Origin of the sequence: Paraburkholderia sp. J12 (assembly GCF_905220215.1) — a bacterium.
GTDB lineage: Bacteria > Pseudomonadota > Gammaproteobacteria > Burkholderiales > Burkholderiaceae > Paraburkholderia.
The window spans coordinates 22,537-46,591 of the sequence record NZ_CAJMZC010000016.1; the positions used below are offsets into that span (position 1 = coordinate 22,537).

Below are 24,055 nucleotides of genomic sequence, written 5' to 3' on the forward strand. Positions count from 1 at the left end.
AACGTGCGCAAGATGGACATCAGAAGAAACGCACCGGACGGCGCAGGCTGGCCGGCGTATGCTGCGCGACGCGCGCCGCGCCCGACTGGACACGCGTGCGCCGCAGCGTGGCGCGTTTGTACCAGAGCGGCGCCGCGGTCTGCTTCACGCGCCAGTTCTTGCGTTTGGCCGGCGCACCCGCGTTGCCGCTGCGCCAGGACGACGTGTCGGCCGCCGATCCGGCGGCCAGTTCCTCAGCAACGCCCGGCGCCCCGCCGGCAATGCTCGGCGACACCGACGTACCGCTCGCCCACGCGTCGTTGAGCTCGGTCTCATGCTTGCGCAGGTTGTCCTGGACGGTCTTTTCGACGTTGCTCGCCGCTTCCTGGAAATCGGTCTTCATGCGGCGCAGTTCGTCGAGTTCGATCTCGCGCGTGACTTCCGCCTTGACGTCGTTGATATAGCGCTGGGCGCGGCCGAACAGGGCCCCGGCGGTGCGCGCGACGCGCGGCAACCGCTCTGGCCCGAGCACGACCAGCGCGACGACGCCGATCAGCGCCATCTTGGTAAGACCCAGATCGAGCATGGAGGGAGCTTTCCGTCAGCCTGAGGTGGGACGACCGGCCGCCTTAGCGGTAGTCGTTCGAACGCGAGGTCTTGTCCTTGGCTTCGACATCGACCGTGCTGCCGCCCGCCGGCAGTTCGCGCTTCTGGGCGTCGCCTTCGGGCGTCTCGCCGTCACGCATGCCTTCCTTGAAACCCTTCACGGCGCCACCCAGGTCGCTGCCGATATTGCGCAGTTTCTTCGTGCCGAAGACGAGCGCCACGATCAGCAAAACGATCAGCCAGTGCCAGATGCTCAACGAACCCATGATTCCAATTCTCCTTGACCCCGTTACCGCGCCTCATGCGCGGCAGGCAATCCGCGGAACGCCGTTGGCGCGCCGCTTGTATGCGCCACCCTTTGCAGGACATGGCGCGACTCGAAAATAGTGCCGGTGCAGTGTGGCGTCAGCGTGGCATTCAGCCCATGCGGTGCCACGGACGCGGCCCGGCCAGCACATGCGCGTGCAGGTGATACACCTCCTGCCCGCCGCCGGGCCCCGTGTTCACGACGGTGCGAAACCCGGTGTCGCCACCCGTGTACGCCACGCCCAGCTCTTTTGCCAGACGCGCAACCAGTACAAACATTCTACCAAGCAGCGCAGCGTCGGTTTCGTTGCAATCCGAAAGGGTAGGAATATGCTGGCGCGGGATGACGAGCACATGCGTTTGCGCCGCGGGACGGATATCGCGGAAGGCCACGAACTCGTCGTCTTCGTACACCCGGGTGCTGGGGATGGCGCCGTCGGCAATCTTGCAGAAAAGACAGGTGCTGCGGTCGTGACTCATGGTGCTCCGGGGGAATGACGGCAGTAGGCCCGGCCGGTCAAACCCACCCGCGCGGGTCGACCAGCGGCTTGTTGTCGTACAGGTACAGCCAGCCTTTGATGATACGGTACAACGTCCAGATCGCGACAGCCCAAAGAAATGGAATGCCGATCAGCACGATGAAGAACGCCACGGCGATCAGGTGGCCGGCGAGACCCAGCCAGAACGTGCGGATCTGCCAGGTGAAGTGCTGCTCGTAGGGCGTGCCGAGCGCCTCGTCGCGCTTGAGGTAATTCAGGATGATCGCGACCAGCACCGAAACGCCGCCCGTGAGCCAGTACACGGCGTAGAGCGCGTAGAGCACGTGTGTGAGGGTGCGCAGGCTGCGCAGACGATCCGCTTCGAGCGGATCCCGAACGGTCGGAGGCGGATATCCGCCGGGCATGGACATGCTGCTCGTCTCCCAATCAGTGAATCGACGGTGGCTGGGGCAAGCCGCCGGCACGTTCAGGATACAGCGTCGTCGTTAGAAAGAGGGCGGGCTTGCAGGCCCGGCGGCTCAGTCGCCGCTTTCCTCGCGCTCGCGGCTCTTGCGCAGCGCTTTTTCCTCGAGCCCCGAGAGCCCTTCGCGGCGCTCCAGTTCGGCCAGCACGTCGGCCGGACTCAGGTTGAAATGCGACAGCGCCACGAGGCAGTGGAACCACAGGTCGGCCACTTCGCCCACCAGCGCCGTCGGTGCGCCGCCCTGGCGCACGTCCTTCGCGGCCAGCACGACTTCGGTCGCCTCTTCGCCGATCTTCTTGAGCACGGCATCGTCGCCCTTGTGAAACAGGCGCGCGACGTAGGAAGCGTCCGGATCGCCGCCCTTGCGGCTGTCGATCACCGCGGCAAGGCGCAGCAAGGTGTCGTTGGTGGTGGGTTGCGTCATTTGTAGATGTGTTCGGGGTCTTTCAGCACGGGATCGACGGCGACCCAGCGGCCCTCCTCGACCGTGCCTTCGAATTGCTGGAAAAAGCACGAGTGACGGCCCGTGTGGCACGCGATGCCCGAGACCTGCTCCACCTTGATCAGCACGACGTCCTCGTCGCAGTCGAGGCGGATGTCGCGCACGTGCTGCACGTGGCCCGATTCCTCGCCCTTGAACCACAGGCGCTGGCGCGAGCGCGAGAAGTACACCGCGCGGCCCGTTTCGACCGTCTTCGCGAGTGCCTCGCGGTTCATCCACGCGAACATCAGCACGTCGCCCGTGGTCGCTTCCTGCGCGATCACCGGTACGAGACCGTTGGCGTCCCAGTTGACCTTGTCGAGCCAGGCCGCCTTTTCAATAGCGTTCGTCGTCACGTCACAACCTCACCGAAATGCCCTGATTGGCCATGAAGCGCTTCGCCTCGCCCACCGTGTGCTCGCCATAGTGGAAGATGCTCGCCGCCAGCACCGCGTCGGCGCGGCCTTTCACGATGCCGTCCGCGAGATCCTGCAGGCCGCCCACGCCGCCCGAGGCGATCACCGGCACCGGCACCGCGTCGGAGACGGCACACGTGAGATCGAGGTCGAAACCGCTCTTGGTCCCGTCGCGATCCATGCTCGTGAGCAGGATCTCGCCCGCGCCGAGCTCGGCCATCTTGCGCGCCCACTCCACCGCGTCGATGCCCGTGGCCTTGCGGCCGCCGTGCGTGAACACCTCCCAGCGCGACGGCTCGCCGGGGGCCGAAGTGCGCTTGGCGTCGATGGCGACGACGATGCACTGCGAGCCGTATTTGTCCGCCGCGTCGCGCACGAGCTGCGGATTCGCTACCGCAGACGAATTCATGCTGATCTTGTCCGCGCCCGCATTGAGCAGGCGCCGCACGTCCTCCACGGCACGCACGCCGCCGCCCACCGTCAGCGGAATGAACACCTGCGAAGCCACCGCTTCGATGATCGGCAGGATCAGGTCGCGCTGGTCGGAGGTGGCCGTGATGTCGAGGAAGGTGAGTTCGTCGGCGCCCTGGTCGTCGTAACGGCGCGCGATTTCGACGGGGTCGCCGGCATCGCGCAGTTCGACGAAATTGACGCCCTTGACGACCCGCCCGGCGGTCACGTCGAGACAGGGGATGATGCGTTTGGGTAGAGCCATGATCTTGCCGGTGTTGCCAGTCGGTGGTGCCAGTCGATGGGGTCAGGCGTCGTCCGATTCGCGCAGGCTGTCCGCGCGCGTCTGGGCCTGCGAGAAGTCGAGGTCGCCCGAATAGATCGCGCGGCCGCAGATCACGCCTTCGATGCCTTCGTCTTCCACTTCGCAAAGCGAATCGATGTCGGCCATGTTCGACAGGCCGCCGCTCGCGATGATGGGGATCTTCACCGCACGGGCGAGGCGCACCGTGGCTTCGATGTTGATGCCCTGAAGCATGCCGTCGCGGCCGATGTCCGTGTAGATGATCGATTCGACGCCGTAGTCCTCGAACTTGCGCGCGAGATCCACCACTTCGTGGCCCGTGAGCTTGCTCCAGCCGTCGGTGGCGACCTTGCCGTCCTTCGCGTCGAGGCCGACGATGATATGGCCCCCGAATGCAGTGCACGCTTCCTGGAGGAAGCCCGGGTTCTTGACCGCGGCGGTGCCGATGATCACGTACGAGAGGCCGTCATCCAGGTAACGCTCGATGGTGTCGAGGTCGCGAATGCCGCCGCCCAGTTGCACGGGAATCTGGTCGCCCACTTCCGCGATGATCTCGCGGATGGCGTCTTCGTTCTTCGGCTTGCCTGCGAACGCGCCGTTCAGGTCGACGAGGTGCAGACGCCGCGCGCCGCGCTCGAGCCAATGTCGGGCCATGGCCGCCGGCTCTTCGGAGAAAATCGTCGCCTGGTCCATATCGCCTTGTTTGAGGCGCACGCAGTGACCGTCTTTGAGATCGATGGCCGGAATCAGCAGCATAGCTATCGGGTGTTATCTGGGAATAAGGTTGAAAACAGCCGGCACCGGCGGAAAAAAGGCCCGATCCGACGCCGTTTCGCTAGTTTAGTACAACTCTTTGGGCGGTCTTGCTGACGCCAGTCGGCTTGGCAGCCACGTTGGCCGAACGGTCGATGCCTGCGTCGCGAGAAGCCCGCTCGGGTCGTTACGGGTTCCAGTGGACGAAGTTGCGATAAAGGCGCAAACCCGCCGCGGCGCTTTTTTCCGGGTGAAATTGGGTGGCGAAGATGTTATCCCGCGCCACGGCCGAGGTAAAGGCGGCGCCGTACGGCGTTTCGCCTACCGAATGGGCCGCCTCGTCGGGTACGACGTAGTAGCTATGCACGAAGTAGAAGTAGCTGCCGTCGGGCACGCCGTCCCACAGCGCGTGCGCGCGCGCCTGGCGCACCCGGTTCCAGCCCATCTGCGGCACCTTGAAGCGCGAGCCGTCGTCCTGCAGCCGGCCTTCCAGCTCGAAACGCACGACCTTGCCGGGCAAAAGACCCAGGCCCTTCGTGTCGCCTTCGGCGCTCCAGTCGAACAGCATCTGCTCGCCCACGCACACGCCCATCAGCGGTTTGGTACGCGAGGCCTCGATCACGGCGTCCTGCAAGCCGGATTCGGCGAGCGAGCGCATGCAGTCGGGCATCGCGCCCTGGCCGGGCAGCACCACGCGGTCGGCCGCGCGGATCGCCTCGGGGCGCTCGACGATAGCCACCTCGGCTTCCGGCGCAGCCTGCTTCAGCGCCTGCGCCACCGAGCGCAGGTTGCCCATCCCATAGTCCACAATCGCAATTGAAGTCTTCATCTCGAATCGGGCCGCGCGGGCCCTGCTCCTGGCATCACTTCGCTTTGAGTTGCGCATCGAATCGCATATCGAATCGCGCTTTAAACCGTTTCACGTGCCTCGAATGGCGTCGCCGAGGAGAGGCGCTGCCACGGCCGCCCTCCAATCCTCATGCTCGAGCGACCGGGCGCCGACACGACGGCCCGTTGCCGTGCGCGCCGCGGGGGCGGCAGGCTCGCCGCCGCCTCTCGCCAGCCGTCGCCCAGGTTCGTCGCGGATTAAAGGCTGCCCTTCGTGGACGGAATCTTGCCCGCCGCGCGCTCGTCGAGCTCGGCGGCCTGGCGCAGCGCGCGCCCGAACGCCTTGAACACGGTTTCCATCTGATGGTGGGCATTCAGCCCGCGCAGATTGTCGATGTGAAGCGTCACGCCCGCGTGGTTGACGAAGCCGCGGAAGAACTCGATCGACAGATCGACATCGAACGTACCGATGCGCGCGCGCGTAAACGGCACGTGGAACTCGAGGCCCGGACGGCCCGAAAAGTCGATCACGACGCGCGAGAGCGCCTCGTCGAGCGGCACGTAGGCATGGCCGTAGCGGCGAATGCCCTTCTTGTCGCCGATCGCCTGCGCCACGGCTTGGCCGAGCGTGATGCCGACGTCCTCCACCGTATGGTGGTCGTCGATATGGGTGTCGCCATGCGCTTCGATTTCCAGGTCGATCAGACCGTGTCGTGCGATCTGGTCGAGCATGTGATCGAGAAACGGCACACCGGTCGCGAGCTTCTGCTCGCCGGTGCCGTCCAGATTGATCTTCACGCGGATTTGCGTTTCGCTGGTGTTGCGAACGACTTGCGCGACGCGCATGGCAATTTCCTTCAAACAGCCCGTAACAGGAGAGTTAGAGAATGAAGCTCACTTCAGGACGAGCTTCAGCGCGGCGAGGAGCTGCGCGTTTTCGTCGGGTGTCCCGACCGTGAGGCGAACACAATTCGCCAGCAATGGATGCATTTTACTCACGTTTTTGATCAGAACCCGTGCCGCGAGCAGGGTATCGAACACCGAAGCGGCATCCGGCACGCGCACGAGCAGGAAATTGCCGGCACTTTCGAACACCTCGGCGCCCGGCAGTTTCGCCACTTCGTCCGCCAGTACGGCGCGTTCGGCGCGCAACTGCGCGGCTTGTGCGTCGAGCACATCCACGTGATCGAGCAGGAAATTCGCCGCCGCCTGGGTGAGCACGTTGATGTTGTACGGCGGCCGCACCTTGTCGAATTCGTTGAGCCACGAGGGGCGTCCGGCCAGATAGCCGAGGCGGATACCGGCCAGTCCGAGCTTCGACATGGTGCGCATCACCACCACGTTGTCGAACTCGCCCGCGCGCGGCATCCAGCTCTTTTGCGCGAACGGCTGGTAGGCCTCGTCGATCACCACGAGCCCCTGCGCCGCCTGGGCGGCAGCAATGATGCGCTCGATGTCGGCGTCGTCGAAAAGCGTGCCCGTGGGGTTGTTCGGGTAGGCGAGCCAGATCACGGCGGGACGGTGCGCGGCGATGGCCGCCACCACGGCGTCGGCGTCGAGCGTGAAGTCGGCGCGCAGCGGCACATCCACGAACTCAAGCTGCGCGAACTTCGCCGACATCGCATACATCACGAAACCCGGCACCGGCGCGAGCACCTTCGCGCCCGGCTTCGCGCACGCCGTCGTGATCATGCTGATGATCTCGTCCGAACCGTTGCCGAGCAGCACGTCGCAGTCGGCCGGCACGCCCATGACCGTCTTGAGCTTCGCGATGAGGGCTTCGGGACGCGGCGCCGGATAGCGGTTCAGCGCCACGCCGGCCAGATGCTCGCCCAACTGTGCCGCGAGGCCGGCGGGCAGCGAGAACGGGTTTTCCATGGCGTCGAGCTTCACGAAGCCGGTGGCGTCGGGCACCGGATAGCTCGTCATCGCGAGAACGTCGGGGCGCAGGATGTCGTGTGGTGTGGTCATGTCTGATGGGCGGCGCTCGGGAGGCGCGCCGGCCTCTATCGGGCGGCTTCGAAGCCGCGCTGGTTATCGCAAGTGTCTCGAGGATCGTACGCCGGCGGTGCGAAGCCGGCCCCGGCGGCCGGAAAACGGCGGCACGCCGGGAGAGGCCCGGCGCGCCCGGCCTTCCTGCACCGAACGCACCGGACCTGCCGCAAAGCTCAGAGCGGCTTCATCCGGTATTCGGCGCTGCGTGCATGCGCCTGCAGGCCCTCGCCGTACGCGAGTTCCGCGGCGATTTCGCCGAGCGTCTGCGCACCTTCCGCGCTGACCTCGATGACGCTCGACCGCTTGAAGAAATCATAGACGCCGAGCGGCGACGAGAAACGTGCGGTACGAGACGTAGGCAGCACGTGATTCGGCCCCGCGCAGTAGTCGCCGAGGCTCTCGCTCGTGTAGCGGCCGAGGAAGATCGCGCCCGCGTGGCGAATTTCGTTGCCCCACTTCTGCGGCTCCAGCGCCGAGATTTCGAGGTGCTCCGGCGCGATCTCGTTGGCGATCGCGCAGGCTTCGGCCATGTCGCGCACCTTCACCAGCGCGCCGCGGTGGGTGAGCGAGGTGGCGATCACGTCGGCACGCGGCATGGTCGGCAGCAGCTCGCCGATGGCCTCCTCCACGCGCGCGATGAACGCCGCGTCCGGGCACAGCAGGATCGACTGCGCGAGTTCGTCGTGCTCGGCCTGCGAGAACAGGTCCATCGCCACCCAGCGCGGATCGGTCGTGCCGTCGCACAGCACGAGGATTTCCGAGGGACCGGCGATCATGTCGATGCCGACCGTGCCGAACACGCGGCGCTTGGCCGAAGCCACGTAGGCATTGCCCGGGCCGCAGATCTTGTCCACGGCCGGAATGGTCCCGGTGCCGTAAGCGAGCGCCGCCACGGCCTGGGCGCCGCCGATCGTGAACACGCGGTCCACGCCGCCCAGCAGTGCGGCCGCCAGCACGAGCGGATTTTTCACGCCGTCCGGCGTGGGCACAACCATGATGATCTCGCGCACGCCCGCCACGCGCGCGGGAATCGCGTTCATCAGCACCGACGACGGATACGCCGCCTTGCCGCCCGGCACGTACAGGCCCACGCGATCGAGCGGCGTGACCTTCTGGCCGAGCACCGTGCCGTCCGCTTCGGTGTACTGCCAGCTGTGCGAGCCGCACTCGATGCGCTGCTTCTCGTGGTAGCCGCGCACGCGCGCCGCCGCCGCTTCGAGCGCCGCGCGCTGCTTGGGCTCGAGGCTCTCGAGCGCCGCTTCGAGCTCGCTCATCGGCAATTCGAGCGCCGCGACGCTCGTCGCCGAAAGGCGGTCGAAGCGGTTCGTGTACTCGAGCACCGCCGCGTCGCCGCGCGCCTTCACGTCGGCAAGAATCTGCGCCACCGAGCGCTCGATCGCCTCGTCTTCGCTCGCCTCGAACGCGAGCACCGCGTGCAGCGCCTTCTTGAAGCCTTCGACGCTGGAATCGAGTTTGCGAATCGTGATAGCCATGCTGATATCCATCCGTAACGATTGTGCGCGCGGTACCGTAAAGCCGCCCCTCGCGCCGACGACGCCTTGCCTTGGCCGGTCCGTGGCCGCCCTTCGGCGGACCTTTAGCCGGCGGCCACGTCCGCGCTGCGCCGCGACGCGCGTTCGAACGCGTCGATGAAAGGCCGCAACGCGGCGCGCTTGAGCTTGAGCGCCGCCTGGTTCACGACGAGGCGCGACGAGATCGGCATGATCTCCTCCACCTCGACCAGATTGTTCGCGCGCAGCGTGCCGCCCGAGCTGACGAGATCGACGATCGCGTCGGCGAGACCCACGAGCGGCGCCAGTTCCATCGAGCCATAGAGCTTGATGAGATCGACGTGCACGCCCTTCGCCGCGAAATGCTGCCGCGCGGTTTCCGTGTATTTCGTCGCGACGCGCAGGCGCGCACCCTGGCGCACCGCATTCGCATAATCGAAGCCCGCCTTCACGGCCACCGACATGCGGCAGCACGCGATGTCGAGATCGATCGGCTGATAGAGACCGCTGCCGCCGTGTTCGAGCAGCACGTCCTTGCCCGCCACGCCGAAGTCCGCCGCGCCGTATTCCACGTAGGTCGGCACGTCGGTCGCGCGCACGATGATCACGCGCAGGTTCGGGTCGGTGGTCGGCAGGATCAGCTTGCGCGAGGTCTCCGGATCTTCGGCCACCTGCACGCCCGCGGCGGCGAGAAGCGGCATCGTCTCTTCGAAGATGCGGCCCTTCGAAAGCGCGAGCGTGAGCGGCGCGCCTGCCGCCGCAGCCGGCGTCTGGACGGTGCTCATGCTGCGTTCCCCTTGATGCGCTTCACGTTCGCGCCGATCTTCGTGAGCTTCTCTTCCATGCGGTCGTAGCCGCGGTCGAGGTGATAGATGCGGTCGATCAGCGTTTCGCCGTCGGCGCACAGGCCCGCGATCACGAGGCTCGCCGATGCGCGCAGATCGGTGGCCATGACCTTCGCGCCCGAGAGCTTCTCGACGCCCGCGACGAGCGCGGTGTTGCCGTCGATAGTGATGCTCGCACCGAGGCGGTTGAGCTCCTGCACGTGCATGAAGCGGTTCTCGAAGATCGTTTCCACGACCTGCGAGGTGCCGTCCGCCAGCGCGTTGAGCGCCATGAACTGCGCCTGCATGTCGGTCGGGAAGGCCGGATATTCGGAGGTGCGCACGTTCACGGCGCGCGCGCGGCCGTCCATGCGCACGCGCATCCAGTCGTCGCCCTCTTCGATCGCGACGCCCGCTTCGCTCAGCTTCTCGACCACGGCGTCGAGGATGCCCGGGCGCACATGGCGCAGCGTGACGTCGCCGCCGGCGGCCGCCACCGCGCACAGGAACGTGCCGGCTTCGATGCGGTCGGGAATGACCGTGTGCGTGGCGCCGTGCAGCTTGTCCACGCCCTGGATCACGAGGCGGTCGGTGCCGATGCCGTCGATCTTCGCGCCCATCGCCACCAGCAGGTGCGCGAGGTCGCTCACTTCGGGCTCGCGCGCGGCGTTCTCGATCACGGTCTCGCCTTCGGCGAGCACGGCGGCCATCAACAGGTTTTCCGTGCCGGTGACCGTGATCATGTCGGTAACGATGCGCGCGCCCTTCAGGCGCTTCGCGCGCGCTTCGATGAAGCCGTGCTCGATCGTGATCTCGGCGCCCATCGCCTGCAGGCCCTTGATGTGCTGGTCCACGGGGCGCGCGCCGATCGCGCAGCCGCCCGGCAGCGACACCTTCGCCTCGCCGAAGCGCGCGACGAGCGGCCCGAGCACGAGGATCGAGGCGCGCATGGTCTTCACGAGTTCGTAGGGCGCGACGAGATTGGTCACGCCCGAGGCGTCGAGCTGCACGTGGCTGCCCGCCTGTTCGGTGCGCACGCCCATCTGGTCGAGCAGCTTGAGCGTGGTGCGCACGTCCTGCAGGTTGGGCACGTTCTCGAGATGCACCGGCTCCGCGCTCAGGAGGCCCGCGCACAGAATGGGCAGCGCGGCATTCTTCGCGCCGGAAACGGCCACTTCCCCCGCGAGCTTCTGCCCGCCGACGATGACGAGTTTGTCCATGCCTGAGGTTTCCTGATCGGTACGGCCTGCCTGCGGCGCCGCGGTCTTCGCTTCAGCGGTGGCGCCACTGGCGGCGCTGTCTTTGTCCTGGGTAATTCGCACTGATATTCCGGATTATGCGTTCTGCCATTCGGCGGGCGTGAGCGTCTTCATGCTGAGCGCGTGGATCTCCTCGCGCATGCGGTCGCCAAGCGCGGCATAGACGAGCTGATGGCGCTGGATCAGGCGTTTGCCTTCGAAGGACGGCGAAACGATGGTCGCGAAGAAGTGCTGGCCGTCGCCTTCCACTTCGAGGTGCTCGCACGCGAGCCCTGCCGAGATGTACTGCTTGACCTGTTCCGGAGTCGGCAACATGGTGAGAAGCTCCTGTCCTGCTTAGTGACGCAGCTTGTAGCCGCTCGCGAGCAGACGCATCGCGAGCGCGGCGAGCGCCACGAAAAAGACGAAAACGATCGAAAGGCTCGCGAACGGATTCACGTCGGACAAACCGAAGAAACCGTAGCGAAAACCGTCGATCATGTAGAAAAACGGATTGAGCCGCGACACTTCGCGCCACACGGGCGGCAGCGTATGCGTCGAATAGAACACGCCCGAGAGGAACGTGAGCGGCATGATGAGGAAATTCTGGAACGCGGCGAGCTGGTCGAACTTCTCGGCCCAGATGCCGGCGATGAGGCCGAGCGTGCCGAGTATGGCCGAGCCGAGCACCGCGAACGCCACGATATAGAGCGGCGCCGCGAAGCTGACCGGAATGAACCAGATCGTCACGACGAACACCCCCGCGCCGACCGCGAGCCCGCGCACGATGGACGCGAGCACGTAGGCCCCGAACATCTCCCAGGCGGCGAGCGGCGGCAGCAGAACGAAAACGAGATTGCCGGTGATCTTCGACTGGATCAAGGACGACGAGCTGTTCGCGAACGCATTCTGCAGCACGCTCATCATCACGAGGCCGGGGATCAGGAAACTCGTGTACTCCACGCCCGGATACACCTGCACGTGGCCGCGCAGCGCGTGGCCGAAGATCGTCAGATAGAGCAGCGCGGTGATGACGGGCGCGAGCACGGTCTGGAACGCGACCTTCCAGAAGCGCAGGACTTCCTTGTAGAACAGCGTACGGAACCCGCTCATGCCAGCCCCTCGATCACTTCCGGACCGCTCATCACCTGCACGAAAACATCCTCCAGATCGGCCTTGCGGACCTCGATTTCCTCAAGCTTGCAACCGTTCGCGCGGCACAGCGCGAGAATGCGCTCGACCTCGTCGTAATTGGCGAGACGCAGCAGGTGCTGGTGCGCATTGACGTTCGACGGATCGACTTCGAGCGCGCGCAGCTCGGCGGGCAGCACGCCCTCGGAGAAACGCAGGAACAGCTGCGTGCCCGCGAAGCGCTGCAGGAGCGCGCTCGTGCGCTCGAGCGCCACCACCTCGCCGCGGCGCAGCATGGCGATGCGGTCGCAGAGCTCTTCGGCCTCTTCGAGATAGTGCGTGGTCAGCACGATCGTGTGGCCTTCGCGGTTCAGACGCGCGATGAACTTCCAGAGCGTCTGGCGCAACTCGACGTCGACGCCGGCGGTCGGCTCGTCGAGCACGATCACGGGCGGACGGTGCACGAGCGCCTGCGCCACCAGCACGCGGCGCTTCATGCCGCCCGAGAGCGCACGCATGTTGACGTCGGCCTTTTCGGTGAGGTCGAGGTTCGCCATCACCTCGTCGATCCACGCGTCGTTGTTGCGCAGGCCGAAGTAGCCGGACTGGATGCGCAGCGTCTCGCGCACCGTGAAGAACGGGTCGAATACGAGTTCCTGGGGCACGACGCCGAGGCTGCGGCGCGCGTTGCGGTAGTCCTCGACGACGTCGTGGCCGCGCACGGCGATCGACCCTTCGTCGGCACGCGCGAGACCCGCGAGTATGCTGATGAGCGTCGTCTTGCCCGCACCGTTCGGACCGAGCAGCCCGAAGAATTCGCCCTCTTCGACCGTGAAGCTGACGCCCTTGAGCGCCTGCAGCTCTTTGTAGCGCTTCTTGACGTTACGGATTTCTATGGCTGGCATGACTTGAGCGCCGCCCGTCTCATAGCGGTGCGGCTGTATAAGTGCATCAATGCTGCGGGGAGACCGGGAATTGGGGGACAGCTCGTGGTGCCGTCCGGCCGCCGTAAAGTCCGGCGGCAATGCCCAAAAAACGGTTGATTATAGGGCAAAGTCGGAAGGCCCGACCTGGCCCGAAGCGGGGAAAGCAACGGGCCGATGGCCCGCTGCGCGTCAATGTCGCTCGTGAAGGAGCGGATCGACGCCGTAGGCGTGCGCGAGACTCGCGAGCTTGGGGGGCAGGTTGAGAACGGCGAGCGGGGTGCCGCGCTCGCGCGCGGCGCGCTGCCACGCGATCAGCACGGCGAGCGCCGACGAATCGAAATGCGTGAGCGGCGCGCAGTCCACGGCGGTCGCGCCCTGCGCGATCCGCGCGAGACCCGCCGAGAGCGCGGCTTTCGCGCTCTCGTGGGTCAGCGTGGCGCCGGTGTCGAAGCTCGCGCTCACGAGGCCTTGCCCGCGGCGAGCTGCTGGTTGCGTTGCGTGAGGAACTGGATCAGGCCGTCCACGCCGCCCTGCTGGATCTTTTCCTGGAACTGCTGCTGGTACGCCTGGATCAGCCAGGCGCCGAGCACGTTGATGTCATACACGCGCCAGCCTTGCGGCGTCTTGTACAGGCGGTAGTCGAGCTCGATCGGCTGGCCGTTGTTCATGACGGTCGAGCGCACCACCACGTCGGTGTCGTCCGGGTTCGCGCGGAACGGCTTGTACTGGATCTGCTGGTCGCGCACCTGGGCGAGCGCGCCCGAGTACGTGCGAATCAGGAGCGTCTTGAACTGCTCGATGACCTGGGTCTGCTGGTCCGGCGTGGCCGTGCGCCAGTTGCGGCCCATCGCGAGCTGCGTCGTGCGGCGGAAGTCCGTGTACGGCAGGATCTTCTCGTTGACGAGCTGGGTGATCTTGTTGACGTCGCCCGACTGGATCGACTTGTCGCCGCGGATCTGGTCCATCACCTGCTGGGTGATGGACTTGACCATCGCGTCCGGGTCGCTGGTGTCCACCGTCTGCGCGGAGGCGGCACCAGTCATCGCAAAAAACATGGCGAAAAGCGGAAACAGAAAGAATTTTTTCATATCGAGTCCTGCGTAATGGGGAGGAAGCGCCCCGTTGGAGCCAACGATATCACGCGAGTTCCATCTGGCTCCACCCTTGAACTGCGAAGATTCTGCGACAAGCGTTTCGGGTTGTTTCTGGTTGTTACGTCAGCCAGATAGGCCTCTTTTTGTCTGATCTATGCATGAAAAGACCTGAACGGCCGCCTCAGCGCAGGCGCAGCAGCGACGGATAGCCCACGCGCGCGGGCGGCACCATCTGGTCGGCCGGAACGGTCGTATCCGAGGCGCCGTTGGGGGCCACGGCGCCCGTCGGGCCGACCAGCGGCGCCGGGAACGCCGACGTGCCCGCGGCCTGCGCGCCGGAAGCCGCTGGCGCTGCTGCTGCCGCCGCTGCCGCATTGCCCGCGCCCGAAGCCGCTGTGGCCGGCGCCGCACCCTGATCGACGTCCTCGTACTTGGGCGGCGGTGCGCCTTCGCCGTAGTCGGGCAGATTCGACGACGCATCGCCCTTGCCGTCGGAAAGCTGATAGCGGCGGCGCTGCAGGTAGCCGTTGCGCACGAACGAGTACTTGTCGATGGCGGCGCCTTCGAGAATGTCGCTCGCGCCGAGCAAATTCGCCCGCGTGCTGACCACGTTCAGGCCGTAGAGCCCCCAGCTGAGCGCCGGCGGATCGACATAGGTGAGCGGGTTGATGAAGTAGTTGCCCGCCGTGCCCACGGCGTCGCGCACCGTGCTCGGGCCGAGGAACGGCAGCACGAGGTACGGGCCGGCCGGCACGCCGTAATGGCCGAGCGTGAGCCCCAGATCCTGGTTGTGCTTGGGCAGCTTCGCGAGCGTCGCCACGTCGAACAGGCCGCCGACACCGAAGACCGTGTTGATCACGATCCGCATGATGTCCTCGACCCCGTCGGCGATCTTCAGCTGCAGGATGTTGTTCGCCGCGTTGTAGACGTCGCCGATGTTCGAGAAGAAGTTCGTGACGCTATCGCGCACCGGCTGCGGCGTCACCTTCACGTAACCCTGGGCCACCGGCTTGAGCGCGTACTGGTCCACCTTGTCGTTGAAGGTGAACATCGTGCGGTTGAGGCCTTCCCACGGATCGTCCTTCGACGGCGTCTGCACCGTCGAGCACCCCGCCAGAGCCAGCGCCGCCACACCGATCGCGGCCGCGCGCATGCGCATCGTGAACATTGTTGTTCTCCTTATTTGCCTGCCGCGCCCGAGCCCGCCTCTGCGGGTGCCGGGGCCGTGCCGCTGCCGCCCGCCGGTTTCGACGCCCCCGAATCCGCCGCCTTGCTGTAGAGGAACTGGCCGATCAGGTTCTCGAGCACGATCGCCGATTGCGTCATCGCAATGGTATCGCCCGCCTTGAGCATTTCGGTGTCGCCGCCCGGCTCCAGACCGATGTACTGCTCGCCGAGCAGGCCCGAGGTCAGGATCTTCGCGGACGTATCCTTCGGAAACTGGTACTGCTGGTCGAGGTTGATCGTCACCAGCGCCTGGTAGGTGTTCGTATCGAAGCCGATCGAGGCCACCCGGCCCACCGTCACGCCCGCGCTCTTCACGGCCGCGCGCGGCTTGAGGCCGCCGATATTGTCGAACTTCAGCTTCACCGGGTAGGTGGACTGGAACGACAGCGAGCTCATGTTGCCGGCCTTCAGCGCGAGAAACAGCAGCGCAATGAAGCCCAGCACCACGAACAGGCCGACCCAGAAGTCGAGAGCATTCTTTTTCATCGTCATCCCATCAGAATCCGTTGCGGCGGCATCCGGTACCCAGGGCACCCGGCGCCGGCCGTCTGCTGCGGGCCGCGGCGCGAACCGCCCGTCGCGGCACGCACCCGGCGCGGCTTAGCTAAACATCAGTGCGGTAAGCAGGAAGTCGAGGCCCAGCACCGCGAGCGACGCATACACGACCGTCTTCGTGGTCGCGCGCGAGACGCCCTCGGGCGTCGGCTTCGCCTCGTAACCCTGGTAGAGCGCGGTGAACGTCACGGCAAAACCGAACACGATGCTCTTGATCACGCCGTTGCCCACGTCGGCCCAGACGTCCACGCCGCCCTGCATCTGCGACCAGAACGCGCCCGAATCGACGCCGATCAGCAGCACGCCCACCACGTAGCCGCCCAGTATGCCGACTGCGCTGAAGATCGCCGCGAGGATCGGCATGGCGATCACGCCCGCCCACATGCGCGGCGCGACCACGATGCGCACCGGATCGACGGCCATCATTTCCATGGCGGTGAGCTGCTCGCCGGCCTTCATCAGGCCGATTTCGGCCGTGAGCGACGTGCCGGCGCGGCCCGCGAAGAGGAGCGCCGTGACGACCGGCCCGAGTTCGCGCACGAGCGAAAGCGCCACCAGCAGCCCCAGCGCCTGCTCGGAGCCGTAGCGGTTGAGCGTGTAGTAGCCCTGCAGGCCGAGCACGAAGCCGACGAAGAGGCCCGACACGGCAATGATCAACAGCGAATAATTACCCACGAAGTGGATCTGCTTCGTGACAAGCCGCGGGCGCCGCAGAAGCGGGAAGAATTCGAGCACGAGGCGCGCGAAGAAGCACGCCGCATGGCCGACGCGCGCGATCTGCTCGAGCACCGCGCGCCCGAGCGAGCTGATGGCGCCGATCATGAGCGGCCTCCGCCGATGCCGAAGTCCGCGGCGAGCGACTCGCTCGCCGGGTAGTGGAAACGGAACGGACCGTCCGGCGCGCCGTCGATGAACTGGCGCACCGTGGGGTCCGTGGAGGCGCGCAGCTCGGCGGGCGTGCCCTGGGCGTGCACGCCGCCGTTGGCGAGGAAGTACACGTAGTCGGCAATGGCGAACGACTCGGGCACGTCGTGCGTGACGAGGATCGAGGTCGCGCCGAGCGCGTCGTTGAGCGTGCGGATCAGGTTGGCCGTGATGCCGAGCGAGATCGGGTCGAGGCCCGCGAACGGCTCGTCGTACATCATGAGTTCGGGGTCGAGCGCGATGGCGCGCGCGAGCGCGACGCGCCGGGCCATGCCGCCCGAGATTTCCGAAGGCGCGAGGTCGCGCGCGCCGCGCAGGCCGACTGCGTTGAGCTTCATCAGCACGAGGTCGCGGATCAGCTCTTCGGGAAGGTCGGTGTGCTCGCGCAGCGCAAAGGCGACGTTCTCGAACACCGACATGTCGGTGAAGAGCGCGCCGAACTGGAACAGCATGCCCATCTTGCGGCGCAGCGCGTAGAGGCCTTCGCGCGACTGCACGCCGATGTCCTCGCCGTGAAACAGCACCTGGCCGCGCTGGGCGCGCACGAGGCCGCCAATCAGGCGCAGCACCGTGGTCTTGCCGCCGCCCGAGCCGCCCATGACCGCCACGACCCGACCGCGCCCGAAGCGCATGTTCAGGCCGGACAGGACGAGCCGATCGCCATAGCCGAAATCGACGTCGCGCAGCTCCAGCAGGGTCTCAGAAGATGATGGCACGTGGGCTGACAGTCTATTTACACGAAGGCGGGATTATAGGGCCATCATGAAAAAGCTGCCTTGGCGCGCCCTATCCCGAATTCCGACCGGTAAGAGACGCCAACCGGCCACCCCGGCGGGATTGGGGCGCGAAACGCCCGACATCCCGCCGGCGGGCCATTATTGCGTAAACGCGTTGCGCAATGCAGCAACCGCGGCAGCCGGATCGGCCGCCTCGGTCACCGCGCGCACGACGGCCGCGCAGCCCACGCCCGTTGCAAGCACCTGCGGCAGCACCGCGCCGTCGATGCCGCCGATCGCCACCAGCGGCACCACGCCTTCCAGCAGCTTCACGTAGCGCGCGAGGCGCCGGAGCCCTTGCGGCGCGGTGGGCATCGCCTTGGTCGTGGTGGGAAAGACCGCGCCGAGCGCGACGTAGCTCGGGCGGAAATGCAGCGCCGTCAGCATCTCGAAATAGCCGTGCGTCGAAAGGCCGAGCCGCACGCCTGCCGCCGTCAGCGCGCCGAGATCCGCTTCGCGCAGGTCCTCCTGGCCGAGGTGCACGCCATACGCGCCCGCGGCCAGCGCTTCCTGCCAGTGATCGTTGATGAACACTCGGGAGTCGCTGTGCCGGCGCCCCGCCGCAACACAGCGTTCGATTTCGTCCACCAGTTCCGGCGACTTCGGCTGCTTGCTGCGCAGCTGCACGGTTTGCGCGCCGTAGTCGAGCACGCGTTCCACCCAGTCGGCCGTCGGCAGCACCGGGTACAGGCCGAGCTTCGCCGGGCACGGCGCGAACGGCTGCGCCGGCGCGGCGGGCAAGTCCGGCACGCGCGGAAAGCGCGCAATATCCACGGGCCACGCGTCCTCGCGAGCCTCGTCGCCGTCGCGCCAGGCGAGCGCCAGCACGAGCGCGTCGTGCGGATCGAACCCGCAGTCGAGGAATGCCGCCAGCGCCGGCACCCAGTCTTCCGCCAGCTCGCCCTCCAGCGCGTAGCGCTCGCCGCCCAGGTGCAGTGTCACGCGGGCCGCTTTCGGATCGTCGCCGGCGGCTTCGATCACGCCCGCGCCCGCCGTCATCCAGCGCGCGAGGTGGGCGAGATGCGGCGCCGCGTCGGTCACGACGATCAGGTCGCCGCCGTTCGGCGCGTCCGGCGCGGTGAGGCAGATGCGCCACGGCGCATGGGTGGGCGGCCAGTCGCCGAGGCGCGCGCGAATGCGCTCTGCCGTGGCAGTCAGTTCATCGGCCGGCGGCCAGAAAAGTTCGCGGTCCTGCAGTCGCAGCGTCTCGGTCATCACTGGCCTCCATCCTGATGCCAGAACGGCATGCCCACGACCGGCGTGCTCGCCACGGCCGCTTCGCGCTCGGCCATCGGCCCGGCGAGATACGCGGCGCGGCCCGCCTCCACGCCCAGCGCGAACGCGCGCGCCATCGCGTCGGGATGCGTGGCCTGCGCGACCGCCGTGTTGAGCAGCACGCCGTCGAAGCCCCACTCCATCACCTGCGCCGCATGCGACGGCAGGCCGAGACCCGCGTCGACGATCAGCGGCACGTCGGGCAGCCGCTCGCGCAGCACGCGCAGGCCGTATGGATTGATCACGCCCTTGCCGGTGCCGATGGGGGCGCCCCACGGCATCAGCGCCTCGCAGCCCGCGTCGAGCAGGCGCCGGCCGATCACGAGGTCTTCGGTGCAATACGGCAGCACCTTGAAGCCGTCCTTCACGAGACGCGACGCGGCCTCGATCAGGCCGACCGGGTCCGGCTGCAGCGTGTAGTCGTCGCCGATCAGTTCGAGCTTGATCCAGTCGGTTTCGAATACCTCGCGCGCCATGTGGGCCGTGGTCACCGCTTCGTTGACGGTGAGGCAGCCCGCCGTATTCGGCAGAAGCGGCACGCCGTGGCGCTTGAGCAGGTCGAAGAAGCCCGCCTCGGCGGTGCCGTCGTTCATCTGGCGGCGCAGCGCGACGGTGATCATGCCGGGGCGCCCCGCATCGATCGAATCGGAAAGCGACTGCAGCGACGGATAGCGCGACGTGCCGAGCAGCACGCGGCTCGCGAAGGTTTCGCCGTAGAGCGTGAGCGCGTCGGCGGTGGAAGAGGTGGTCATGGCGATGGAATCCCTGGCGGTTTCGGGTCGGACTCGAGGTGGCGTGGGGGTGGCGTGCGGCTCAGCCGCCGGCCACCGGACTCACGACGTCGAGGCGGTCGCCCGCAGCAAGCGTGCGCGCAACGTGCTGGGCGCGCGCGACGAAATCGCCGTTCAGCGCGACGGCATAGGGCGGACGCGCGCCGAACGCGGCCAGCGCGTCGGCAACGGTCGACCCTTCGGGCAGCGTGAGCGGTTTCTGGTTGATCTGTATGTCCATATCGATTCTGTTTACTTCACGTTCAGTGCTTCGCGTTCGCGGTTGGCGGCGCCGTTGTGCAGCATCGCGCTCCAGCGCGAGCCGTTGCGCCAGGCTTCGAAGGCGTCTGGATCCGCTACGCGGCCGGCGAGCAGCGCCTCTGCGCAACGCACCGCCTCGTCGGCCACAGCGGGCGCAATCATGAAGCCGTGCCGGTAGAGCCCGTTTACCCGCAAGGTCCGTGCGCCGTCCCAGATCAACGCCGGGCGGTGATCGGGCAGCGTGGGGCGGCATTGCGAATTGAGCTCGAGAATGCGCGCCTCGCCGAAGGCCGGATGCACGGCAAACGCCGCGCTCAGCAATTCGAGCGCCGAGCGCACGCTGACCGGCGACATGTCCTCGCCTTCGATCTCGGTGGCGCCGATCACGTAGAGGTCGTTCTGCTTGGGCGCGATATAGAGCGGATAGCGCGGATGCAAAAGACGCACGGGCCGCGTGAGTCCGATGCCCGGCGCATGCACGCGCGCGACTTCGCCGCGGATGCCGCGCAGCGCGGGCAGCGCAGGCTTGGCGCCGAGGCCGCGGCAATCGATCGTCACGCGCGCGGGCGGCAGATCGGCCTCGTCCACCGGCGTGTGCCAGTGCGCTTGTACGCCCCGCTGCGCGAGACCCGCCGCCAGCGCGGGCAGCACCTGGCGGTTATCGAGCTGGCCTTCGCCGGGCAGCAGCCAGCCGCGCGCGAAGCGGCCGGCGAGCGCCGGCTCCGCCGCATCGAGTTCCTGGCCCGCGAGCGCGACGAAGCCCTCGTCCGCCAGCCAGTGCGGCGCGTTCGCGCGCACGCGGCGCTCGAAGAGCGGCGCTTCGGTGCGATCGGCGTGATGCCACACGACGAGCGTGCCGTTGTGCTGGAAGAACACCGGCTCGGGCAGTTGCGCGAGTATCTGCGGCCACGTTTCGAGCGACGCGACACCGAGTTCGGTGATGAGCAGTTCGGCCACGGCGGCTTCGGCGAGCGGCGCGAGCATCGCGGCGGCAACCCACGCGGCGGCGTCGGCACCTTCTGGGCCGCCGCGCTCGTACAGCGCAACGCGATGCCCCGCGCCGGCAAGCCGCCACGCGACGAGTCGGCCGGAAAGCCCCCCGCCGAGCACGGCGAAATCGGGCATGGCAGCGGTGGCGCGCACGCGGCTCATGACGGCACTCCGCCGCGCGCGAGGGCACACCCACAGGTCGCGCCAAAGCTTGCGCGAACAACGAAGCGGGCGGCAACGCCACGAGAAACGCGGGCTAAATAAACTGAGGAATAGGCGGTCATCGTATCCTTTCCGTACGGCAACAGCAGACGTACCCAAGGACGAAACCGGCTGGCAAGGCCGGCCGGACAGGCGCGTGAGGCGCTGGGACACGGGTCCCATGCACGCTTGCCCGGCGGGAAACTGGAAATGGATCCAGCAAGACTTTCCGGAAACTTCCCGCGCCGGTATTACCCGGATCGGGTGCGAAGGGTCTCTCTCAGCCTCACGGCGACATGCACGGCATGCCGGCGAAGCACCCCTGTTTCGTCAACGGTCATTAGACCACAAAAGGCCCGGGGCCCGCAAACCTCGGCGGCGCGGCCTTCCCGGGCCGGCTGGCCGGTGCCGTTTCGCGGGCGCCGCGCACCCTCTGGCACAATGCCCGGAACGCCTGCGGGCTGTCGCAATGAGACAATGAGCCGCGCGCTTTAACGTCGACGGCACCGATGCCTCCCCTGTTAAGCCCCGCTTAAGCGGCCGGCGACAGAATCGCAGCACCGTCGTGCCACGCCGCACGCTTCGCATTTTTCCGGCCCGGGGCCGGGCCAACATCAGGACGCACATGACCAACCTATCTTCCCGCCCCACGCCGGATCAGCCCGAAAAGGTCTCGGCCTGGAGCCTGATCAAACCCTATTGGGTCTCCGAGGAGCGTTGGGTCGCCTGGGGGCTGCTGGTGGCGATCATCGTCATCAATCTGACCGTGGTGTGGATCAATGTGCGGTTCAACACCTGGAACGGCGACTTCTACGACGCGCTGCAGAGCAAGGACGTCAAGCAGTTCCCGCACCTTCTGATGGTCTTCACCGTACTCGCGTTCGCGTTCATCATCCTCGCGGTGTACGGGCGCTATCTGCGCCAGATGCTGGGCTTCCGGTGGCGTCAATGGCTCACGACGCGCTTTCTCGACGAATGGCTCGACAAGGGCGCGTTCTACCGCATCGAGCGCGATCGCCTCGCCGACAACCCCGACCAGCGGATCAGCGACGACCTGCAGGCGTTCGCCAACAACACGCTCGCGCTGACGCTCGATCTGCTCTCGACGGTCGTCACGCTGGTGTCGTTCATCACGATCCTCTGGTCGCTCGCGGGGGCGCTCACGTTTTCGCTGGGCGGCACGCCCATCACGATTCCGGGCTACATGGTCTGGGCCGCCCTGCTCTACGCCGTGTTCGGCTCGTACGTGACCCAGAAGGCCGGCCATCCGCTCGTCTCGATCAACTATCAGCAACAGAAAGTGGAAGCGGACTTCCGCTTCGGCCTCATCCGCCTGCGCGAAAACTCCGAGCAGATTGCCCTCTACGACGGCATGAACACCGAGCGCAGCAATGCGCAGGGGCTGTTCGAGCACATTCGCGAAAACTGGTGGCGCGTGATGAAGTACACGAAGCGCCTCACCTTCGTGCTCAGTTTTTACGGCCAGATTGCCATCATTTTCCCGCTCGTCGTCGCGGCGCCGCGCTACTTTGCAGGTGCATTCTCGTTCGGCGTGCTGATGAAGATCTCTGGAGCGTTCGGCACCGTGAGCGACTGCTTCTCGTGGTTCATGAACAGTTACTCCACCCTCGTCGAATGGCGCGCCACCGTCAACCGTCTGCGCGAATTCGCGCGCGTGGTGCATGCGCCGCGCCTGAAGGAAACGGTTTCTCCCGCCACCGAGCACGGCGGCATCAACCTGCACTACGTGGATGCCAACGCGCTGTCCACCGAGCATCTGAAGCTGTCGCTGCCCAACGGCCTGCCGCTTTCCGAAGTGCGCGACATCGCCATCAGGCCGGGCTCGCGCTGGCTCGTGCGCGGCCCGTCGGGCGCGGGCAAGAGCACGCTCATGCGCGCGCTCGCGGGGCTCTGGCCGTTCGGCGAAGGCTCGATCGACGCCCCCGTCGATGCGCGCATGATGTTCATCCCGCAGCAAAGCTACCTGCCGATCGGCACGCTCAAGGCCGCGCTCACCTACCCCTCGCCCGCCGCCGACTACAGCGACGAAGAATGCCGCGAAGCCCTGCGCGCGTGCCGGCTCGAAGACTACGTCGACCGGCTCGAAGAATCGGCGCACTGGACGCGCGTGCTCTCGCCGGGCGAGCAGCAACGGCTTGCGGGCGCTCGCGTGCTGCTGCACAAGCCCGACTACCTGTTCCTCGACGAAGCGACGAGCGCACTCGACGCCGAGAACGAAGGCCGTCTCTACAAGCTCTTCACCGAGCGCCTGCCGAAGGCGGCTATCGTGAGCGTTGCGCATCGCGAGTCGCTTGCGGCGTTCCACGAGGAAACGCTCGACATCGAGCGCATGCCCGAAGAGCGCATCGCCGCATGAGTGCGGGCGCGCACGAGCGTGTCGTCCTGATCACCGGAGCGGGCGCGGGGATCGGCGCCGCGCTCGCCCGGCGGCTCGCCGCGCCGGGCGTCGCGCTCATGCTGCATGCGCGCGGCGCCGACGAAGCGGCGCAGGCGCGTCTCGCCGCAGTCGCCGCGACGTGCGCGAGCCAAGGGGCGACGTGCGCAACCGTCTGCGCCGATCTGGCCGAATCGGGCGCTGCCGGCCGCATCGTCGAAACCACGCTGGCGCGTTTCGGCGCGCTCGACCAGCTGGTCGCCAACGCAGGCCACGCGCAGCGCCGGACGCTCGCGTCGCTCGATGCCGAAGCGCTCGCAGCCTCTTTCGCCGCCATGCCCGCGGCCTTCGCGGCCCTCGTTCGCGGCGCACAGGCCGCGCTCGCCGCATCGGCGTGCGGCCGCGTGGTGGCGCTCAGCTCGTTCGTCGCGCACCGCTACCGCGCCGACGCACCGTTCGCCGCCACCGCCGCCGCCAAGGCGGCACTCGAATCGCTCGCCAAAACCGCGGCGGCCGAACTCGCGCCGCACGGCATAACGGTGAACTGCGTGGCTCCCGGCTACACGCGCAAGGATCGGGGCCCCACGCCCGCGAACGCGCCCGCATGGGCCCGCGCGGCCGAGGAAACGCCGCTCGGCCGCGTGGCCGAACCCGCCGATATCGCCGAACTCATCGCCTTCCTGCTCTCCGGCGCCGCCCGCCATATCACCGGCCAGGTGATCCACGTCGACGGCGGACTCACGCTGGGCTAACCGTCTTGCGCAAGCTTTGCCGCATGGCGCAGCCGCGCCGCTACGGGTTAGCACGCCGGTTCGCACGCTGATTTGTTCGCTGGTTCGTTCGCTTGCTATCGAACCCGGCGTACGCACAAAGCGC

29 protein-coding genes and 1 riboswitch are annotated in these 24,055 nt (G+C 67.0%); of the genes, 2 read left to right on the forward strand and 27 right to left on the reverse strand.

Annotated features, from left to right (window positions below; all coding sequences use genetic code 11):
* Positions 1-19 precede the first annotated feature (19 nt).
* The 27 genes from tatB to U5760_RS26645 all read right to left on the reverse strand — a co-directional run bounded on the left by tatB (position 20) and on the right by U5760_RS26645 (position 20,745).
* Positions 20-565 (reverse strand): Sec-independent protein translocase protein TatB, encoded by a 546-nt coding sequence (tatB, locus tag U5760_RS26515; RefSeq protein WP_322015294.1) that lies wholly within the window; start codon positions 563-565, stop codon positions 20-22.
* Positions 566-608: 43 nt separating this feature from the next.
* Positions 609-851 (reverse strand): Sec-independent protein translocase subunit TatA, encoded by a 243-nt coding sequence (tatA, locus tag U5760_RS26520; protein WP_322015295.1) that lies wholly within the window; start codon positions 849-851, stop codon positions 609-611.
* A 151-nt stretch (positions 852-1,002) separates the two neighbouring features.
* Complete coding sequence (locus tag U5760_RS26525; protein ID WP_322015296.1) at positions 1,003-1,371, reverse strand: histidine triad nucleotide-binding protein; 369 nt, start codon at positions 1,369-1,371, stop codon at positions 1,003-1,005.
* A 37-nt stretch (positions 1,372-1,408) separates the two neighbouring features.
* On the reverse strand, positions 1,409-1,801 hold the full coding sequence (locus U5760_RS26530; RefSeq protein WP_322015297.1) for a hypothetical protein: 393 nt from the start codon (positions 1,799-1,801) through the stop codon (positions 1,409-1,411).
* Positions 1,802-1,909: 108 nt separating this feature from the next.
* On the reverse strand, positions 1,910-2,278 hold the full coding sequence (locus U5760_RS26535; protein WP_322015298.1) for a phosphoribosyl-ATP diphosphatase: 369 nt from the start codon (positions 2,276-2,278) through the stop codon (positions 1,910-1,912).
* A complete protein-coding gene (gene hisI, locus U5760_RS26540) occupies positions 2,275-2,691 on the reverse strand; it encodes a phosphoribosyl-AMP cyclohydrolase (protein ID WP_322015299.1) in 417 nt (138 codons plus the stop codon). Before hisI ends, U5760_RS26535 begins: the two co-directional genes overlap by 4 nt.
* Position 2,692: 1 nt before the next feature.
* Positions 2,693-3,466, reverse strand: a complete 774-nt coding sequence (gene hisF / locus U5760_RS26545; RefSeq protein WP_322015300.1) for an imidazole glycerol phosphate synthase subunit HisF — start codon at positions 3,464-3,466, stop codon at positions 2,693-2,695.
* Between the two features lie 42 nt (positions 3,467-3,508).
* Complete coding sequence (gene hisA / locus U5760_RS26550; protein ID WP_322015301.1) at positions 3,509-4,261, reverse strand: 1-(5-phosphoribosyl)-5-[(5-phosphoribosylamino)methylideneamino]imidazole-4-carboxamide isomerase; 753 nt, start codon at positions 4,259-4,261, stop codon at positions 3,509-3,511.
* Between the two features lie 184 nt (positions 4,262-4,445).
* Positions 4,446-5,087, reverse strand: coding sequence for an imidazole glycerol phosphate synthase subunit HisH (hisH, locus tag U5760_RS26555; protein WP_322015302.1), 642 nt, complete (start codon positions 5,085-5,087; stop codon positions 4,446-4,448).
* Between the two features lie 257 nt (positions 5,088-5,344).
* Entirely contained in the window at positions 5,345-5,932 is a 588-nt protein-coding gene (gene hisB / locus U5760_RS26560) for an imidazoleglycerol-phosphate dehydratase HisB (RefSeq protein ID WP_028228098.1), read from the reverse strand.
* 48 nt (positions 5,933-5,980) lie between these two features.
* On the reverse strand, positions 5,981-7,057 hold the full coding sequence (gene hisC / locus U5760_RS26565) for a histidinol-phosphate transaminase (RefSeq protein WP_322015303.1): 1,077 nt from the start codon (positions 7,055-7,057) through the stop codon (positions 5,981-5,983).
* Positions 7,058-7,254: 197 nt separating this feature from the next.
* Positions 7,255-8,574 (reverse strand): histidinol dehydrogenase, encoded by a 1,320-nt coding sequence (hisD, locus tag U5760_RS26570; RefSeq protein WP_322015304.1) that lies wholly within the window; start codon positions 8,572-8,574, stop codon positions 7,255-7,257.
* Positions 8,575-8,678: 104 nt separating this feature from the next.
* A complete protein-coding gene (gene hisG, locus U5760_RS26575; RefSeq protein ID WP_322015305.1) occupies positions 8,679-9,377 on the reverse strand; it encodes an ATP phosphoribosyltransferase in 699 nt (232 codons plus the stop codon).
* The gene (murA, locus tag U5760_RS26580; protein ID WP_322015306.1) at positions 9,374-10,636 is read right to left on the reverse strand and encodes a UDP-N-acetylglucosamine 1-carboxyvinyltransferase; all 1,263 of its coding nucleotides are present in this window, start codon (positions 10,634-10,636) and stop codon (positions 9,374-9,376) included. Before murA ends, hisG begins: the two co-directional genes overlap by 4 nt.
* Before the next feature lie 114 nt (positions 10,637-10,750).
* Positions 10,751-10,990, reverse strand: coding sequence for a BolA family protein (locus tag U5760_RS26585; protein WP_322015307.1), 240 nt, complete (start codon positions 10,988-10,990; stop codon positions 10,751-10,753).
* Positions 10,991-11,011: 21 nt separating this feature from the next.
* Positions 11,012-11,767, reverse strand: a complete 756-nt coding sequence (locus U5760_RS26590; RefSeq protein WP_322015308.1) for an ABC transporter permease — start codon at positions 11,765-11,767, stop codon at positions 11,012-11,014.
* Positions 11,764-12,690, reverse strand: a complete 927-nt coding sequence (locus tag U5760_RS26595; RefSeq protein WP_322015309.1) for an ABC transporter ATP-binding protein — start codon at positions 12,688-12,690, stop codon at positions 11,764-11,766. Before U5760_RS26595 ends, U5760_RS26590 begins: the two co-directional genes overlap by 4 nt.
* Positions 12,691-12,900: 210 nt before the next feature.
* A complete protein-coding gene (locus tag U5760_RS26600; protein ID WP_322015310.1) occupies positions 12,901-13,173 on the reverse strand; it encodes an STAS domain-containing protein in 273 nt (90 codons plus the stop codon).
* Positions 13,170-13,799: an ABC transporter substrate-binding protein gene (locus tag U5760_RS26605; protein ID WP_322015311.1), complete on the reverse strand. Its 630-nt coding sequence runs from the start codon at positions 13,797-13,799 to the stop codon at positions 13,170-13,172. Before U5760_RS26605 ends, U5760_RS26600 begins: the two co-directional genes overlap by 4 nt.
* 187 nt (positions 13,800-13,986) lie before the next feature.
* Complete coding sequence (locus U5760_RS26610) at positions 13,987-14,973, reverse strand: VacJ family lipoprotein (protein WP_322015312.1); 987 nt, start codon at positions 14,971-14,973, stop codon at positions 13,987-13,989.
* A gap of 11 nt (positions 14,974-14,984) precedes the next feature.
* Entirely contained in the window at positions 14,985-15,524 is a 540-nt protein-coding gene (gene mlaD, locus U5760_RS26615) for an outer membrane lipid asymmetry maintenance protein MlaD (protein ID WP_322015313.1), read from the reverse strand.
* A 108-nt stretch (positions 15,525-15,632) separates the two neighbouring features.
* Positions 15,633-16,409, reverse strand: a complete 777-nt coding sequence (gene mlaE / locus U5760_RS26620) for a lipid asymmetry maintenance ABC transporter permease subunit MlaE (RefSeq protein ID WP_322015315.1) — start codon at positions 16,407-16,409, stop codon at positions 15,633-15,635.
* Entirely contained in the window at positions 16,406-17,227 is an 822-nt protein-coding gene (locus tag U5760_RS26625) for an ABC transporter ATP-binding protein (RefSeq protein ID WP_322015316.1), read from the reverse strand. Before U5760_RS26625 ends, mlaE begins: the two co-directional genes overlap by 4 nt.
* A gap of 159 nt (positions 17,228-17,386) precedes the next feature.
* Entirely contained in the window at positions 17,387-18,502 is a 1,116-nt protein-coding gene (gene thiE, locus U5760_RS26630; RefSeq protein WP_322015317.1) for a thiamine phosphate synthase, read from the reverse strand.
* Positions 18,502-19,314 carry a thiazole synthase gene (locus tag U5760_RS26635; RefSeq protein WP_322015318.1) on the reverse strand — a complete coding sequence of 271 codons (813 nt, stop codon included), beginning with the start codon at positions 19,312-19,314 and terminating at the stop codon, positions 18,502-18,504. Before U5760_RS26635 ends, thiE begins: the two co-directional genes overlap by 1 nt.
* A 61-nt stretch (positions 19,315-19,375) precedes the next feature.
* A complete protein-coding gene (gene thiS, locus U5760_RS26640) occupies positions 19,376-19,573 on the reverse strand; it encodes a sulfur carrier protein ThiS (protein ID WP_322015319.1) in 198 nt (65 codons plus the stop codon).
* A gap of 11 nt (positions 19,574-19,584) precedes the next feature.
* Complete coding sequence (locus tag U5760_RS26645) at positions 19,585-20,745, reverse strand: FAD-dependent oxidoreductase (protein WP_322015320.1); 1,161 nt, start codon at positions 20,743-20,745, stop codon at positions 19,585-19,587.
* Between the two features lie 259 nt (positions 20,746-21,004).
* Positions 21,005-21,118, reverse strand: a riboswitch (TPP riboswitch).
* Positions 21,119-21,409: 291 nt separating this feature from the next.
* Here U5760_RS26645 and U5760_RS26650 point away from each other — a divergent pair.
* Positions 21,410-23,161, forward strand: coding sequence for an ABC transporter ATP-binding protein/permease (locus U5760_RS26650; protein ID WP_322015321.1), 1,752 nt, complete (start codon positions 21,410-21,412; stop codon positions 23,159-23,161).
* A complete protein-coding gene (locus U5760_RS26655; RefSeq protein WP_322015322.1) occupies positions 23,158-23,931 on the forward strand; it encodes an SDR family NAD(P)-dependent oxidoreductase in 774 nt (257 codons plus the stop codon). The genes U5760_RS26650 and U5760_RS26655 overlap by 4 nt, the downstream gene beginning before the upstream one ends.
* Positions 23,932-24,055 lie beyond the last annotated feature (124 nt).